The sequence below is a fragment of the Brachybacterium sp. GCM10030268 genome (assembly GCF_042666305.1).
Taxonomy (GTDB): domain Bacteria; phylum Actinomycetota; class Actinomycetes; order Actinomycetales; family Dermabacteraceae; genus Brachybacterium.
In genome coordinates this window covers 280,906-297,287 of the sequence record NZ_JBHTCW010000002.1, presented here as the reverse complement: position 1 = coordinate 297,287, position 16,382 = coordinate 280,906, and the positions used below count along the sequence as shown (strand labels likewise).

The window sequence follows — 16,382 nt, the reverse complement described above, 5'->3', positions numbered from 1 at the left end:
TAGTCTGTGCAGGTGGCTGCCAAGAGTGTGGAAAGAATGCTCAACGTGATCATGACGATCGGCTCCCGCCGGCGCATCGATCGCGCGAAGCTGTTCGCCGTCATCCCCGATTACGCCCAGGCCCCGTCGGAGCAGGCCGCCGAGCGCATGTTCGAGCGCGACAAGGCGGCGATCCTCGACCTCGGTCTGCCGCTGGTGACCGACCGTGACCTGTTCGACGAGAACACCGTCTACTACCGGATCGACGCCGCGGAGTCCGGAGCCGTCCTCGACCTCACCACCGAGGAGTACACGGTGCTGCTGGCCGCGAGCCGTGCCTGGGACGATGCCGCCGCCGGCGGAGCCGCGCGCCGGGTCCGCTCCAAGCTGCTCAGCCTCGGACACGACGCGGACCCCGATCTGCTGCGACGCACCCCGCGCGGCGCAGTGGAGTCGCTCCCGGTGCTCACACCGCTGTTGGAGGCCGTGACCTCGGCCCGCTCGGTGCGATTCGTCTATCGCGGCACACATGGTGCCCCGGCAGAGCGCACCGTCGAGCCATGGGTGGTGGGTGTCCACGATGGCCACTGGTATGTCCACGGCTGGGATCTCGACCGCGCCGCCCCGCGGGTGTTCCGTGCCTCCCGCATCGAGTCCTTCCCGGCGCAGGGCGCCCCGGCCACGCAGCCCCGGCCCGAGCACACGGACCTCTCCAGCGTGCTCGAGAAGATGCACGACAGTGACGATCAGTCCGTCGCCGTGCTGGACGCGGCCCCGTACAAGGCCCTCGACCTCCGTGACCGTGCCGGAGCGGCCCTGGACGAGGAGCGCGTCGAGCTGCCCTCCCTGCCCCGCCCGGCGGCGCGCAGGCTGGTCCTCGGCGATGTGCGCTGGGTCGAGCTGGTCGAGCCCAGCGCCTGGCGCCGCGAACTGGGCGAAGTCCTCTCGGCCATCGCCGAGACGCATTCGGGTGAGCCCGATACGGCGGCCGTCGACGCCGCGACCGTGCGGCCCGCTCCGCGCATCCGGACCACTCCGACCGGGAACGATCTGCTCTCCCGGCTGATCTCCGAGGCGTCCTATGTGATGTCCCGCGGGGAGGCCGACCTCGGTGAGCTCGCCGATGCCCTCGGCATCACGGAGAAGCAGCTGGTCACCGATCTGCAGGTGCTGTTCGTCTGCGGCGACATGGGCACCGGCTGGGAGGACCTCATCGAGGCGGAGTGGGAGCACGGCACCGTCCGCGTCCGCAACGCGGAGCCGCTGCGCCGCGCTCTGCGCCTCAGCGCCGTCGAGGTCACGGCACTGCTGGCAGGCCTCGCCGCCCTCGAACCGTCGGCCGGGCAGGCGGAGAGCATCGTCGCCGGCGCCCGCCGGAAGCTGCTCGCCGGCCTCGGGGAGGTGCCCGACGCCGGGGCTATCGACGCCGACGGGACCGCGCGCGGCTCCGAGGCGCCGCCGACCCGCGCCGAACTGGCCGACGCCGCCGCGTCCGACGAGATGGCCTCGCGCACCGCCGACCGGGCGGAGACGGTGCTCGCCGCCGTCCACCACGCGCTGCGCGCGGACGAGGACTCCCAGGAGAGCCGCCTGACCATCCGCTATTCCTCGGCCGACCGCGCGGGGACCAGCGTGCGGCGCGTCCGACCGCTGCGGATCGAGACCGACGGTGCCCGCTCCTATCTGCTCGCCGAGTGCGAGCTCGCCGGCGGGGAGCGCCGATTCCGTCTGGACCGCATCGTGGAGGTCCTGCCGGACGGGACCCCGCCGCAGCGTGCCGAACCGAGCACCGGCCCTGCGCTCGAGGGGCGCGTGGACGGGGAGGTCTGGGTGCGCCTGGACCCACCGGGACGCTGGGTGGCCGAGTCGTTCGATGCCGCCGAGCTGCGCGACGGACAGGACGACGTCACCTTCGCCCGCCTGGACCGCCCGGTCCGGGCCGCGCTGGTCGACGCCGTCCTCGAATCCGCCGGCGCGGTGGAGGTCCTCTCGCCACGTGATCTGAGAGACACGATCGTGACCGTGGCGCAGGCCGCAGCCGGCCGCCACCACGAGCCGCAGCCGCTAGTCTGAGATGACCCGCCGCGCGGTGGGCCGGGCCGCCCCGGAGCGGCTCGTCGAGTGCCCAGTCCGCTGTGGGATGATGGGTGCGCCCGTGCGACATCGCGGCGCAGTTGAAAGGGAATTCCATGAACCTATTTCGCAATCCCTGGGCGATCATCCTGCTGGTCGTGCTGGTGATCCTTCTGTTCGGTGCCAACAAGCTGCCCGGACTGGCACGCAACATGGGCAAGTCCATGCGCATCTTCAAGAGCGAGGTGGAGGAGCTGCGCGGGGACGAGCGCGGCAAGGCCGAGGATGAGGACGAGGACGAGGTCGTCGACCGCCGCACCGCCTCCTCCCGGGCCGATCGCGAGCGCGAGGAGCGCCGTCCGCGCGAGGACCGCGAGTACGATCCGCGCGACGAGGCCGAGCGCGCCGATCGCGAGCCCGTCCGCGCACGTGAGGACGACGACTCCTACCGTCGCGACTGAGCACCTCGTCGCTGAACGACGTTGACGGGTCCGGGCGAGTGATCGCCCGGACCCAGAATGCTGGGAGGAAGCAGACCCGTGGCGAGTGATACGCAGGGACGTGGGCGGACGGCGGCGCGGCGGTCCAAGGATCCCGAAGGACGGATGTCCCTGGGGGAGCATCTGGTCGAACTGCGCAATCGCCTCGTGATCAGCGCTGTCGCCGTCCTGATCCTCTCGATCGTCGGCTGGTTCGTCTTCCCCTGGGTCTTCGAAGCGCTGAAACGGCCCTTCGTGCTCGCCGCCGCCCAAGGCATGCAGGCTGAGCTGAACTTCCAGGGCGTGGGCACGGGATTGAACGTCCGTCTGCAGATGTCCGCCTACACGGGCCTGCTGCTGTCCTCACCGATCATCATGCTCCAGGCCTGGCTGTTCGTCATGCCGGGCCTGCACAAGAACGAGCGCCGCTATGCCATGGGGTTCTTCGGGGCCGCGGTCCCGCTGTTCTTCCTGGGCTGCGTCGCCGGCTACTGGGCCGTGAACCAGCTGGTTCCCGTCCTGCTCAGCTTCACGCCCGACTCAGAAGAAGTCCAGCAGCTGATCAAGTACGACGAGTACCTGGCCATGCTCGTCAAGACCATGCTCGCCTTCGGCATCGCCTTCGTGATGCCGGTGGTGCTGGTGCTGCTGAACTTCCTCGGCATCCTCCGGGGACGCACCATGCTCAAGGCCTGGCGCTGGGTGATCTTCCTCAGCTTCGGCTTCACGGCGGTCATGGTGCCGACACCGGAGCCGTTCACACTGATCGCGATGTCGCTCGCGATCGCGAGCCTGTTCTTCGGTGCTGTGGCCATCGCGATCCTCCACGACCGCCGCCAGGACAAGCGCAGCGGGGACGAGGATCTCGCCGACGACGAAGCCAGCCGCCTCGATGATGAGGTGGAGCCGATCGACGGCCCCTCGGACCTCGATGATGCGGACGGCCGGTGAGCAGACTCCGGGTGGGGCTGCTCTCGAACCCGACTGCGGCCCGCGGCGCGGCACATCGGGTGGGACGGCAGGTCGGCCACCTGCTGCGCCTGGCCGGTATCTCGGTCGTCGACCTCTCCGGCCCCTCGGCCCATGTGGCCCGGGCTCGCGCTGAGGAAGTTCGGGACACTCTCACGGCGCTCGTGGTCGTCGGAGGTGACGGCACCGTCTCCCTGGGTGCGGAGATCGTCGCCGGCAGCCCGGTACGGCTCGGCATCGTCCCCGCCGGGAGCGGGAACGACTTCGCCCGCGCGCTGGGGCTGCCTGCCAATGATCCCGAGGAGTCCACGCGAGCGCTGCTGCACGCCCTGTCCCGGCCGGTGGTCGCGATCGACGCGATCGAGATCGTCGCCGCCGGGGAGCACGCGCTGCCGCATCGCTCGCTGGCTCTGGGCAACGTCAACCTCGGTTTCGACGCCCTGGTCAACGCGCGGGCCAACGGTTCCAAGCGCGGGCACACCGTGCGGTACACCACGGCCGTGATGCGCGAGTTCTCCGCGTTCAAGCCGTTCCCGTACTGGCTCGAGGTCGACGGAGGCGAGCGCACGGCTCTGGATGCCACCGTCCTCACGCTCTGCAACACGGGCGTCTACGGTGGGGGGATGCAGATGGTGCCCGAGGCCCGCGTCGACGACGGGTCCCTGGAGCTGCTCACCATCGAGGGACTCGGCCGCGCCGATCTCCTGCGCTTCTTCCCCCGCGTCTTCCGGGGCACCCACACGTCGCTCGACGGGGTGGGGATCCGCCCGGTCCGCGACGTGACGATCGGGCTCCGCCATGGGCGCGCGCTGCGCGCCTATGCCGACGGTGAGCCCCGCTCCCTGCTGCCCATCACGGCCCGGGTGCTGCCCGGTGCCGTGCGACTGCTCGCCGACCTCTCGGCCTCGCGCGCCGGGGAGGCGAGCACCGGCGAAGGAATCTCGTGACCTCACCGAATCAGCCCCACAGCCCGAGTTCACCGGCTCCGCAGGACGGGGCACCGGCTCCGGCCGGCGCGCCCACGCCGTCGCAGCAGCCCTCGCCATCGGAGCAGTACGCGAGGTGGGCGGCCGAGAAGAGGCTCGCCGCCTCCGAACTCGGTGCTTTCACCCGCCGGTACCCCTTCGACCTCGACGACTTCCAGCTAGAGGGCTGCCGGGTCCTGGAGGATGGCAGCTCTGTGCTGGTGGCCGCTCCGACCGGCGCCGGCAAGACCGTCGTCGGCGAGTTCGCCGTGCACCTCGCGATCGCCCGCGGGCGCAAGGTGTTCTACACCGCTCCGATCAAGGCGCTGTCGAACCAGAAGTTCGGCGAGCTGGTCGACTGGCTCGGCCACGAGCGGGTGGGGCTGCTCACGGGCGACACCTCGATCCGGCCCGACGCCGATGTCGTGGTGATGACGACCGAGGTGCTGCGCAACATGCTGTACGCGGACTCCTCGCTCCTGGAGGATCTGGGCTTCGTGGTGATGGACGAGGTCCACTACCTCGCCGACCGCCTGCGCGGGCCGGTGTGGGAAGAGGTGATCATCCACCTCGATCCCTCGGTGCAGCTGGTCGCCCTCTCAGCCACGGTCTCCAACGCCGAGGAGTTCGGCGCCTGGCTGCAGGAGGTCCGCGGCACCACCGAGATCGTCGTCTCCGAGACCCGGCCCGTCCCGCTGTGGCAGCACGTGGTGATCGGTGACGAACTGCTGGACCTCTTCGTCGACTCCGAGGGCAGGCCGGTCGTCTCCCACGGTCCCGGCGCTCGCGGGCAGCGCCAGGTGAACCCGGAGATCGAGCGCGTCACCTCGTTCTCGCTGCCGGTGGACGAACGCTCCGGAGGCGGCCGCGGCCGATCACCGAGCGGACGCAAGGGCACGCGCGGGAGGCATCGTCCCCGCGGGTCCGGTCAGCACCGGCCCCCGCACAAGCGCGGCGGCCGCGGCGATCGCGGCGGCCCCCGAGGCGGCGGACGCGAAGGCAACCGCGGCGGACGCGACAGCGCAGGTGGCGCTGATCGCGGGTACGGCGGCATCCCGCGTCCGCTGCGACGCCCCGAGATCATCAGCCTGCTCGACGACGCCGCACTGCTGCCGGCGATCCTGTTCATCTTCTCCCGCGCGGGCTGCGAGGGCGCGGTCCAGCAGTGCGCGAGGGCCCGGCTGCGGCTGACCGACGACGAGGAGCGCCGCGAGATCCGCGCCGTCCTCGATGAGCGGCTCGAGGGGATCGGGGTCGAGGACGAGGAGGTCCTGGGGATCGCTGCGTTCCGGCGCGCCGTCCTGGATGGCTACGCCGCCCATCATGCCGGGATCCTGCCCCTGCTGAAGACCGTGGTCGAGGAGCTGTTCGCGCGCGGCCTGGTCAAGGTCGTCTTCGCCACCGAGACCCTGGCGCTGGGCATCAACATGCCCGCCCGCTCCGTCGTCCTTGAGAAGCTGGTGAAGTTCAACGGCGTCGAGCACGCCGATCTGACACCGGGGGAGTACACGCAGCTGACCGGCCGTGCCGGCCGTCGCGGTATCGACACCGAGGGCCACGCCATCGTGGTCGCCGGACCCGGGTTCGACGCGGATGCCGTCGGCTCCCTGGCCTCACGGCGCACCTACCCGCTGCACTCCGCGTTCCGCCCCACCCCGAACATGGCGGTCAACCTGCTGGACCGGTTCGATCTCTCCCGGGCCCGCGAGAGCCTCGAGATGAGCTTCGCCCAGTTCCAGGCCGACCGTTCCGTGGTCGGGCTCGCCCGCCGCGCCCGCGAGCTCGAGGACACCGCCGAGTCGTATCGGGAGGCCATCACCTGCGATCACGGCGATCTGCTCGAGTACGCGAGCATCCAGGAGCGCATCGCCGAGCGGGAGAAGTCCCTCTCCCGCGCCCGATCCGCGGCGCAGCAGGACCGTACCCGCTCGGTGCTCGGCGGGCTGCGCCGGGGCGAGATCATCGCGCTGCCCGGCGGCAAGCGCCGCGGCTACGGCGTGGTCCTGGACGTGGACCGCTCCGTGCTCGGGGGGCCGCAGATCGATCTGCTGGACACCGAGGGCCGCCGCCGCAGCCTGCGCCCGGGAGACGTGAAGTCCCCGCCGGCGGTTATCGACAGCTTGCGTCTGCCCCGTCCCGAGGCGCTCGGCAGCGGCAAGGTCCGCAAGGACACCGCCGCGGCTCTGCGTCAGCGTCTGGCCGGGCACGATGATGACGCCCGCCGGGAAGTGCGCCGGCGGGCCGAGCGCCCGCCGTCCACCGCCGCGACCGATGAGACCCTGCTCCGGCTGCGGGAGGAGCTGGCCGCGCACCCCTGCGGCGACTGCCCGGATCTCGCCTCGCACCTGCGCTGGGTGGGTCGCTGGCGGAAGGCCCGCACCGACCTCGAGGGCGTCCAGCGGCGCATCCAGGGCCGCACCAGCTCCCTGGCCCGCCAGTTCGATCGCCTGGCCGATCTGCTGGTCGAGCTGGGCTACCTGGCACGGACGAGCGAGGGCGCGGACGGGACGGAGGACCGCGACGATCCAGCACACCCCGAGGCCGCGGACAGTCCCCCGGACCGCGGGGACGCGCACCAGTCCGGTGAGTTCGGGCAGACGCGGGAGGAGACGCTGCGGCCGACGACCAGTGGGCTGCGGCTGCGGCGGCTGTTCAGCGACCGTGACCTCCTGATCGCGGAATGCCTGGAGCACGGGGCCTGGACCGGGCTGGACCCCGCCGGTCTGGCTGCAGTGGTCTCCGCCGCGGTGCATGAGGCCCGCCGGGACGACCGGGCCCCGGAGGTCATCGACGATCCCGCGGTCGACGCCGCGCTGGCGGCCTCCGCCCGGATCGCGGCCGAGCTCCAGAGCGCGGAGTCGCGCCACGGCATCGATCCCACCCCGCCGCCGGATCCGGCGGTCGCGGCGATCGTGCACCGATGGGCCCGCGGGGCGCATCTCGCGGCCGCCCTGGACGGCAGCGATCTGCCTCCCGGGGACTTCGTGCGCCATTGCCGGCAGGTCATCGATCTGCTCGACCAGCTCACCGCCGACGAGCGCCTCGGAGCGATCGCGCGTGCCGCCATCCAGGGAGTGCGACGCGGGCTGGTCGCCCAGGAGATCGATCGATGAGCGTTCTCCCAGGTGCGCACGAGACCCTGGAGCGCGTGACCGAGAACGACCGCACCGCGACCGACCGTGCCGCTCCCGTGCTCTACACCGGGATCGTCCTCTACAGCGCCCAGGATCCCGAGGCCGCCGCGATGCTGGTGGCGGACGGACTGATCGCGTGGACGGGCCCGGAGGACACGGCGCGCCGGATCCACGACGGCGCCGACGTGGTGGACGCGACGGGCTGTCTGGTCACCCCGGGGTTCGTCGACGCCGCGGCGACCTCGGACGGCACGGCGCCGGATCCCACCGGGGACGCCGAGGCCGCTGCACGAGGGATCGTGCTGCGCCTGCCCGGTCCCACGGGGGAGCGGGACGGGGTGCGCGTCATCGCCCCGGTCGCCGAGAGCGCCGACTACCTCGACCTGCTGGCTGCGGGCGTCCCACTGGCCTTCGGCTCCGCGGGACGCAGCGATGCCGCCGACCCCTGGGACTGGGTCCGAGCCGCCGCCCGCCACAGCCCGACCGCCCAGCGCATCAGTGACCGCGCCGCCTTCCTCGCCGCCACCCGCGGCGGGCAGCGCGTCGCCGGCCGCCGGCATCCCGGATCCCTGCAGACCGGGATCGAGGCCACGTTCGTCCTCTGGGAGCCGTGGGACCTCACGGTGCAGTCGCGCGCCGAGCGCGTCGAGACCTGGTCCACGGACCCGCGCTCGCGCACCCCGCTGCTGCCGGACCTGGACCAGGGAACGCCCCGCGCCCTGCGCACGGTGGTCGGTGGCACCGTGGTCCACGACCGCCTCGAGCAGGTCCTGGGATGACGGCGACCACCCGAGCCCCCGCCGCAGCAGCGTCCCGGGGGCGCACTCGCGACGACTTCGACCCCACGCCGTGGCCGGCGGCTCTGGTGTGCGGCGTCGCCGGCGGCGGCTGCGCCCTGCTGGCTTTCCCTCCCTACGGGATGTGGATGCTGCTGCCGGTGGCGATCGCGCTGCTGTCCGCGGGCCTGCTGGTGCGTTCGATCTGGGTGGCGACGCTGGTCTCGTTCGCCTGGGGCCTCGCCTTCTTCATCCCGCTGACCGTCTGGGCGGACACCTACGCGGGCACCATGCCGTGGATCGCACTGGGCATCTTCGAGGCGCTCTACATCGTCGTCTTCGGTCTGCTCGCCCGCACGGTGATGCTCCGCCGCGGCCTGACCGTCGCCTCCGCGATCGTGGTCGCCGCGCTGTGGACGGGCGTGGAGGGCCTGCGCAGCCACGTGCCGTGGGGAGGACTTCCGTGGGGGTCCAGCGCCTTCGCGCTGCAGGACTCGCCGCTGCTGAACCTGGGGCCCTGGATCGGGGTGCCCGGGCTCGCCTTCACCGTCGCCCTGCTGGGACAGATGGTGCTGCACGGTGCGCTGTCGCTGACGGGACGTCGGCACCGGGGGCTGGTCGGATTCTCCGGCGTGTGGCCGCTCGCGGTCGCCGTCGCCGCCATCCTCTCGACCGTGGTGGTCCCGTTCCCCGTCAACCGTGCCCCTGCGGACCGCCCGACGATGGCGATCGGCGGCATCCAGGGGTCGATGGACCGGATCGACCCGGCCACGCTGGCGATGCCGGAGGACGTCTTCGACAACCACCTCTCGGTCACGCAGGACACCATCGACCAGGCGGAGGCCTCCGGGAACGAGCTCGATCTCCTCGTGTGGCCCGAGGACTCCACCGGCTACGACCCGCGGCAGGATCCGTCGCTGGCCCAGCAGCTCACCGAGGCCTCGGCGGCCGCGGACGCCCCCATCCTCATCGGTACCCAGACGGCCGTCGGCGAGACCGAGCGCCTGAACCAGTCGGTGCTCTACACGCCCGACGGCTCCTCGCCCTACGTGTACTCCAAGCGCCATCCGGTCCCCTTCGGGGAGTACATCCCGTACCGCGACTTCTTCCGGACCTTCAGCGACAAGGTCAACCTGGTCTCCCGCGACATGATCCCGGGGGAGGAGGTCGGCACGATGGACCTGGCGGCCCTCGGTCAGGGGCAGGACACCGCCGGCGTCCTGATCTGCTTCGAGATCGCCTACGACGGCCTGGTCCGGGACGTCGTCCGGGACGGCGCCGAGGTCATCGTGGTCCAGTCCAACAACGCCCTGTTCGGCGATTCCCACGAAGCGATACAGCAGCTCGCCGAGGCGAAGGTCATGGCTGTCGTCTCCGGCCGCAGCGTCGTCCACGTCTCGACCGTCGGCCACTCGGCGATCTACACGCCGGAGGGCCGCCGGCTCGACTTCGTCGACCACTGGGACCAGGGCTCCGTGGTCGCTGATGTCCCGCTGCGCACGGGCATCACCCCCGCCGTGGCGGCGGGCCCGTGGATAGCCATCGGGATCTCCGCCCTCGGCGCGGCCGGGTTCCTCGCCGCGCTCACGAGCCGTCGGCGGGCGCTGGGGCCGTCGCGCGGCCGCGGCGGGAGCCGGCGCGGGAGGGACGGATGAGCCCGCGCGGGTCGGATCCGGGCCCGCGGCCATCGACCGCACCGCTGCCGCCCACCCTCGTCGTGATCCCCACCTACGACGAGCGCACGGCGCTGCCAGGCACGCTGGCGCGGCTGCGGGAGGCGGTGCCCGCGGCCCATGTGCTGGTGGTCGATGACTCGTCCCCGGACGGCACGGGCGAATGGGCCGACGCCGTCGCTCGCGAGGACGACCACGTCCACGTGCTCCACCGAGCGGGCAAGGAGGGACTCGGCCCCGCCTATCTCGCAGGCTTCCGGTGGGGGCTGGAGCGCGGCTATCAGCAGCTGGTGGAGATGGACGCCGACGCCTCCCACCGGCCCGAACAGCTTCCGTCGCTGCTGGAGGCCGTGCGCCGGGGCGCGGATCTCGCCATCGGGTCCCGCTGGGTACCGGGGGGCCGCGTCCATGACTGGCCGCTGACCCGCCTCCTGCTCTCGCGGGGAGCGAACCGCTACGTCCGGGTGCTGATGGGACTGGGCGTGCACGACGCGACCGCCGGTTTCCGGGTCTTCCGTGCAGAGCTGCTCGAGCGGATCGTGGCGGGGCGCATCGCCTCGCAGGGGTACTGCTTCCAGGTGGACATGACCCGGCGGGCCCGGGACGAGAGGGCGGTGATCTGCGAGGTGCCCATCGATTTCGACGAGCGGATGGAGGGCGCGAGCAAGATGTCGCCGCGCATCGTCCGGGAGGCTCTGGTGCTGGTCACGCTCTGGGGGCTGTCACGGCGCACCCAGCAGCTATTCGGACGCCTGCGCTAGCCTGGATCTCTCCGGCGGACGCCGGATGGGACGAAGGAAGGGAAACCGCGTGAGCACTCCATCGAGTACGTCGCCGCGGAAGACCTCGCGGTCGTGGCTGGGTACGCTGCTGCCGATCGCGATCGTGGTACTGGGCCTTGCCGAGCTCGCCATCCTCGTCCTGATCGGGGTCAACTCGAGCCTGTGGTGGTCGGTGCTGATCATCGCCGTGGGCTGGGTCATCGCCGTCGCCCTGCTCGTGGCCGCCGGCCAGCAGTCGGCCGTGCGGCTGCGGTCCCTGGTGCGCGCTGTGCGCGGCCGGGGAGACGTCCAGGACCACCTCTCGCGTCCTGCCTTCACGATGCTCGCGGCCCTGTTCTTCTTCTTCCCCGGCATCCTCACCGATCTGCTGGGAATCGTGCTGCTGTTCACGCCTGTCCAGCGCCGGTCGGTCAAGGCGATGGGTCTGGGCAGCGGCTCCGACGGAGCTCGCAGAGTCCTCTACCGGCGCACCGGCAACGGCGTGATCGACGGGGAGATCATCCTCGAGGCCGAGAAGACGGAGCGCTCCTCACGGAACACCGCGCACGGCGCGGGCGCGGGCGATCCGGCCACCCGCCGTGACGGTCCGCCGCCCACGATCACCCAGGACTGAATTCGGCGGTTCGCGCGCCCATGCGGCGTCGGCGAGCCCTGCACCCTGGCGGGTCGAGCCGGCCACCCAGCACACTGCCGCCTCGGGTCGGCCAGCACACCGCCGCCTCGGGTCGGCCAGCGCACTGTCGGCTCGGGCCCGCCACCCGGAACCGTATGCCTGCGCCCCCGCCCCGCCGATCGGCGGGACGGGGGCGCAGGGGCGTATCGGACGGGCCTGGGACCCTCAGAGGTTGCGGCGCTGGTGGAGCTTGCCGGCACGCAGCAGCTCCAGGCGCTGGTCCAGGAGGACCTGGAGCTCCTCCTCGCTGCGACGCTCCAGGAGCATGTCCCAGTGGGTGCGCACGGGCTTGCCGGGCTTCGCCTCGGGCTTGTCGTGGTCACGGAGCACGGCCGAAGCGCCGCAACGGCACTCCCACGCGCCGGGCACATCGGCCTCGACCGAGAACGGGAGCACGATCGTGTGGCCGTTGGGGCAGTCGTAGATCGCCTCCTGGCGCGGTGCGGCGAGGACGCCCTCGTCGGTCTCCATGGAGAGGGAGCCCAGTCGGGTGCCTCGCAGGCTGCGGCTGTTCATGCGGTTCTCGCTTCCTGCCGGGGGATGGTGGTTCGGGCGGAGTGCCGCCCGGGAGGTCTGAAGGGGTCAACGCCCCGGGGGCCGGGATTGTTCCCGACCGGCACGGTTCCGGGGTGCTCGCGCCGCGATGGCTGGTGACCTGTGGTCACTCGCCGTCGAGCAGCTCCGAGAGCACGTCGACGCGATTGGTGATGATACCATCCACGCCGCTGGCCAGCAGATTCTGCATGGTCACACGGTCATTGACCGTCCACACATGCACCTCGCACCCGACGCGATGGGCCGCGGCGATGTTGGCCGGGGTGGCCACCGGCAGACCCTTGTAGCTCAGGGGGACCTGGAGAGCACCGTACGGGGCGAGCAGGCGGCGGATGACCGCGTCGGGCGCCTCGACGGCGCGTGCGGCGTAGAACGAGGCGACGGTGCGGCGGGCCGGGCTGCGCACCGGCGTCACCCCGGTGGACGCGCGCACCGTGGCCACGGCCTTGCGCGCCACGGACTCGTCGAAACCGCCCAGGCAGATCCGGTGCGCACTGCGGGTGCGGGCGATCGCCGCAACAGCGGGCCCGATCGCCGAGGACGCCTTGATGTCGACGTTGACCGGGACGTCGACGAACGTTCCCAGCACGTCCTCGAGCATCGCCAGCGGCTCATCGCCGGCCAGGCGCACGGAGCCGGCCTCGTGGGCCGTCAGCTGGTCGATCCGGCGCGGGTCACCGGCGACCCGCTGCAGATCTTCGTCGTGGACGGTGAGAGCCAGTCCGTCGGCAGTGGCCCGTACGTCGGTCTCGAGCATGTCGGCTCCCGCATCCAGCGCAGCCTCGAAGGCACGCAGGGTGTTCTCTGCGCCGTCCGGCGCGAATCCACGGTGGGCGATGCGGCGCGGGCGCCGCCCGGGCAGGAACCGGGAGCCCGTCGCCCTGCGCCGGTCAGTGCTCCTGCTGGTCGATGAGGGCATCCTCTTCCTCCTCGTCGTGGCCCCGCCGCCGGGTCCGTTGCCGGAGGCGGGCGCGGTGGTCGCGGGTACGGTCACGCTTGCTGTGGGCGGCCTCGTCGGTCCCGTCAGCCTCGTCGGCCTCGAGATCCTGCAGTGCACGCCGGGTGCGATAGATCAGGGCAGCGGGGAAGAGCAGGGCGAAGACCCACCACTGGACGGCATAGGAGAGGTGGGAGCCCAGCGAGGTATCCGGGGACGGGAGACTCTCCGGACGCGGTGCGGAGGGGCTCTCCGACACGAGCTCCCCGTAGGCCGCCCTGACCAGCGAGGTCCCGTCGTCAGGGAGGACCCCGGCGATCTGCGGCGGATTGACCGAATGCACCTGTCCCGGGGGCATCTCGCGGTCCAGGACCGGTTCGGCAGGGCGCAGCCGCACGGTGATCGTCCGCTCTCCCTCGGGCACCGGCGGCGGATCGGCCGGGCTGGACTCCTCACTGTGCGATTCGACCCAGCCGCGCACGACGAGCAGCGAGGTGCCGTCGTCGGCGCGGAACGGGACCAGCTGCCAGAAGCCGACATGCCCGGAGAGCTGGCGGTTGCGGACATACAGCACGCAGTCCGGTTCGGCGCAGTAGCTGCCGCGCATCTGCACCGGGGTCCAGTCCGCATCGGACGCCAGGGCGGCGTCGGGCTCCGGAAGCACCTGTTCGAGGGGGACCGGGGCGGCCTCGTAGTTCGTCTCGACCACGGCCGCCTGATCGCGGCGGTCCTCGAAGCGACCGTACTGCCAGAATCCCAGCGCCACACATATCGCCGCGGCGAGCACGACCACGACCAGTCCGATCAGGGTCTCGCGGCCGAGGAGCACGCGCCGGCGTGCCGACCCCCGGTTCATCCGGCCCAGGACGCGGACGCGCTGGCGCCCGCGGCTCCCTCCGCCCCGATCATGGCGTGCGACGACCCGGTCGCGCCGGGGAGATGCATCGCGCCGTCGAGATACCCGGCCGCCCCGGAGACCATCTCCGGGAGGTCCTCGATCGCGAAGTCGACCAGCAGCACGAACATGACCGCGGTCAGTGCGGCCAGCACGAAGCCGAGCGCGGTGACGGTGATCGTCACTCCGAGGCGAAGCCGCGGACGGTCCTTGACGGGCTTGGCGGGCGGGAACCCGTAATCCTCCTGTTCAAGGTGGTTCTCGGCCCACATTCCCGGATTGATCACCGAGACCGGATACGCCTCCACGCGCTGGCGCGGGCGAGCCCCGCTGGCCGGGACGTCCTCCGAGTCCTGCAGTGGAGCCTCATCCCTGCCGCTCTCCTTCCCGGTCAGCCACAAGCGCCATCCGGCCGGCACCGGCCCCCAGTCGGGCTGGGGCTGGAAGTCGGCCGGCGGGGTCCACTCCTCGTGGGGCGGCTCCGGCCAGTTCGGCGGAGGGTTGAAGCGCGTGCTCACGCAGGGACGTCCCAGGTGTACACGTCGGTGTAGTTGTTGTACTCGAGCTTCATGCCGCCGGCCCGCTTGGCATCGAAGAGGAGCTTGACGGTGTATTCCTCACCGGCCTGGAACTCGTAGGAGCTGTCGTAGTCGAGACCCGACTCATCCAGCCCGTAGCTCGCGGAGGCGGCGGAGATATTGCCGCCGTACGGCGTGGTGACCGCGAGGCCGTAGCTCGGGAATTCCATGGCCCCTTCGGTGACAGTCATCTTCGCCGTCACGACGAGGTACTCACTGTTCTCGCCCGCCTCGACAGTGCCGCCGTACATGCTGGGGAGATCTTCGGGCGGGAGCCACTCCATGTCGACAGCGACGGTTCCCGAACCGTTCTCGCCGGTGACTTCCTTCTCCTCGGCGTCGGAGCTGATGGTGGGAAGGGGAGTGGTCGGATCCGGGGATGCCGCCCCTCCGCCTTCCTCCTCCGTGGGGCTCTGCCCGTCTGTGGGGCTCTCCTGATCGGTGGCCGTCTCCTGCGACGACTCCTCGCTGGGGCTGCCGCCCGCATCTGGACCGGAGTCCCGGAGGCTGAAGAACGCGACGCCGGCGATGGCGGCGATCAGGGCGGCGATGAGGAACAGGACGATGCATCCGACCCACCAGAACCGGGCGATGACGCCCTTCTGGGGCTTCTCGCCCGGTGCTGTGGTCGCTGTCCAACCAGAGCCGGTGTCGTCGCCCGGCGCACCACTCGCGGAACTCGGACCATAGCCCTGGCTCGGCGACGGCTGGCCGAAGCCCCGGTTCGGCGAGGCCTGACCATAGCCCTGGCTCGGCGACGACTGACCGAAGCCCTGATCCGGCGAGGCCTGACCATAGCCCTGGCTCGGCGACGACTGACCGTAGCCCTGATCCGGCGAGGCCTGACCATAGCCCTGGCTCGGCGACGGCTGGCCGAAGCCATTGTCGGCACCACCCTGAGCAGGGCCGCTCTGGGCGCCGTATGCGGCGGCGCCACCGGCCGGTCCCGCTGCCGCGGCGGACCCGCCACCGTGGTCCTGCGAGGCTCCGCCCGTGCTGTCGCCGGCACCTGCGTAGGCATCATCGCCGGAGACGGGCCCGGCGCTCTCGTACGGCGTCTGCTGCGCCAGGTCCGAGTCGAGATCGGGGCCCGTGTACTCAGCGGTCTCGGAGCCCGACCCCGAGGACTCGCCCGCCTCCGGGCCCGTTCCGTCGTCCGTCGCGGATCCACCACCGGAGACGGCGTCGTCGGGCTGAGCGGAGCCCGCCACCCGCGTCGCGTCGTCGGCCGGATCCACCGGACCGCCGGCCTGGCCGGAGCCCGCCACCCGCGTCGCGTCGTCGTCTGAGCCCACCGGGCCGTACTGCGCACGGCGACCGCTCACCCGAGTGCCGTCATCGGGGGCTGTTCCCCCGGGCTGCTGGCCGGGAGCGGCGACACGAGTCGCGTCATCCTCCGCGCCAGCGCCGGTGTCGGCGGCGGGGGTGTTCTGCACGTCCTGATCGGCCGGCTCCACGGGCGGTTCCTCGAGAGACGCGGCCTCCTCCGGCTCCGGTGCGCCGGTTGCCGTCTCCGCGCCAGAAGCCTCCGGGCGCGAGTCCGCACCGGTACCGCCCCGCGCCGCATGGAGTCCCGAGCCGTCCGAGGCCGGTGCCGGCTCAGCGCCTCCGGTGGCGGGTCCCGAAGCGCCGACGCGGGTGGCGTCCTCGTCGAGCGGTGCCTCATCCTCCAGCGAGGCTCCTTCCTCGGGAGCGGATGCCTCCTGCTGGGATGCCGGAGCACCGCCGGCCGGTTCGCCCTGGCCCGAGGCCGCCTCACCCGGACCTGCTTCGATCCAGAAGTTCCACCCCTCGGGAGCGGGGCCCCACGACGGATCCGGCTGCCATCCCGGCGGTGGGGTCCAGTTCGGGTCCTCGATCGGCCAGTTGGGCGGAGGGTTGAAGCGATATGCCATCTGGTAGCACCTTCCGGAG

Annotated in this window: 14 protein-coding genes; 9 read left to right on the top strand and 5 right to left on the bottom strand. The window is 71.8% G+C overall.

Translation table 11 applies throughout. From position 1 onward, the window contains the following. Positions 1 to 12: 12 nt before the first annotated feature. The 9 genes from ACFQRD_RS04340 (at position 13) to ACFQRD_RS04300 (ending at position 11,443) form a co-directional block, all read left to right on the top strand. Entirely contained in the window at positions 13 to 2,052 is a 2,040-nt protein-coding gene (locus tag ACFQRD_RS04340) for a helix-turn-helix transcriptional regulator (RefSeq protein ID WP_377803513.1), read from the top strand. 116 nt (positions 2,053 to 2,168) lie between these two features. Then, positions 2,169 to 2,513, top strand: a complete 345-nt coding sequence (tatA, locus tag ACFQRD_RS04335; RefSeq protein WP_377017006.1) for a Sec-independent protein translocase subunit TatA — start codon at positions 2,169 to 2,171, stop codon at positions 2,511 to 2,513. Between the two features lie 144 nt (positions 2,514 to 2,657). Further along, positions 2,658 to 3,482, top strand: a complete 825-nt coding sequence (tatC, locus tag ACFQRD_RS04330) for a twin-arginine translocase subunit TatC (protein ID WP_377017008.1) — start codon at positions 2,658 to 2,660, stop codon at positions 3,480 to 3,482. Beyond that, positions 3,479 to 4,447 carry a diacylglycerol/lipid kinase family protein gene (locus ACFQRD_RS04325; RefSeq protein ID WP_377017010.1) on the top strand — a complete coding sequence of 323 codons (969 nt, stop codon included), beginning with the start codon at positions 3,479 to 3,481 and terminating at the stop codon, positions 4,445 to 4,447. Before tatC ends, ACFQRD_RS04325 begins: the two co-directional genes overlap by 4 nt. Further along, positions 4,444 to 7,578, top strand: a complete 3,135-nt coding sequence (locus ACFQRD_RS04320) for a DEAD/DEAH box helicase (RefSeq protein ID WP_377793932.1) — start codon at positions 4,444 to 4,446, stop codon at positions 7,576 to 7,578. The genes ACFQRD_RS04325 and ACFQRD_RS04320 overlap by 4 nt, the downstream gene beginning before the upstream one ends. Further along, entirely contained in the window at positions 7,575 to 8,378 is an 804-nt protein-coding gene (locus tag ACFQRD_RS04315; protein WP_377793931.1) for a hypothetical protein, read from the top strand. Before ACFQRD_RS04320 ends, ACFQRD_RS04315 begins: the two co-directional genes overlap by 4 nt. Continuing rightward, a complete protein-coding gene (gene lnt / locus ACFQRD_RS04310) occupies positions 8,375 to 10,030 on the top strand; it encodes an apolipoprotein N-acyltransferase (RefSeq protein WP_377793930.1) in 1,656 nt (551 codons plus the stop codon). The genes ACFQRD_RS04315 and lnt overlap by 4 nt, the downstream gene beginning before the upstream one ends. After that, positions 10,027 to 10,809, top strand: coding sequence for a polyprenol monophosphomannose synthase (locus ACFQRD_RS04305; protein WP_377793929.1), 783 nt, complete (start codon positions 10,027 to 10,029; stop codon positions 10,807 to 10,809). The genes lnt and ACFQRD_RS04305 overlap by 4 nt, the downstream gene beginning before the upstream one ends. Positions 10,810 to 10,858: 49 nt before the next feature. Next, positions 10,859 to 11,443 carry an FxsA family protein gene (locus ACFQRD_RS04300; RefSeq protein ID WP_377017020.1) on the top strand — a complete coding sequence of 195 codons (585 nt, stop codon included), beginning with the start codon at positions 10,859 to 10,861 and terminating at the stop codon, positions 11,441 to 11,443. A gap of 225 nt (positions 11,444 to 11,668) precedes the next feature. Here the strand turns inward: ACFQRD_RS04300 and ACFQRD_RS04295 are convergent, their stop codons facing one another. The 5 genes from ACFQRD_RS04295 to ACFQRD_RS04275 form a co-directional block, all read right to left on the bottom strand. Continuing rightward, positions 11,669 to 12,019 carry an RNA polymerase-binding protein RbpA gene (locus tag ACFQRD_RS04295; RefSeq protein ID WP_377017022.1) on the bottom strand — a complete coding sequence of 117 codons (351 nt, stop codon included), beginning with the start codon at positions 12,017 to 12,019 and terminating at the stop codon, positions 11,669 to 11,671. Between the two features lie 145 nt (positions 12,020 to 12,164). Then, entirely contained in the window at positions 12,165 to 12,977 is an 813-nt protein-coding gene (locus ACFQRD_RS04290; RefSeq protein ID WP_377793928.1) for a glycerophosphodiester phosphodiesterase family protein, read from the bottom strand. Next, on the bottom strand, positions 12,949 to 13,851 hold the full coding sequence (locus tag ACFQRD_RS04285) for an SURF1 family protein (protein ID WP_377793927.1): 903 nt from the start codon (positions 13,849 to 13,851) through the stop codon (positions 12,949 to 12,951). Before ACFQRD_RS04285 ends, ACFQRD_RS04290 begins: the two co-directional genes overlap by 29 nt. Further along, the gene (locus tag ACFQRD_RS04280; RefSeq protein ID WP_377803512.1) at positions 13,848 to 14,408 is read right to left on the bottom strand and encodes a hypothetical protein; all 561 of its coding nucleotides are present in this window, start codon (positions 14,406 to 14,408) and stop codon (positions 13,848 to 13,850) included. The genes ACFQRD_RS04285 and ACFQRD_RS04280 overlap by 4 nt, the downstream gene beginning before the upstream one ends. Continuing rightward, entirely contained in the window at positions 14,405 to 16,363 is a 1,959-nt protein-coding gene (locus ACFQRD_RS04275; protein ID WP_377793925.1) for a hypothetical protein, read from the bottom strand. The genes ACFQRD_RS04280 and ACFQRD_RS04275 overlap by 4 nt, the downstream gene beginning before the upstream one ends. Positions 16,364 to 16,382: the final 19 nt, after the last annotated feature.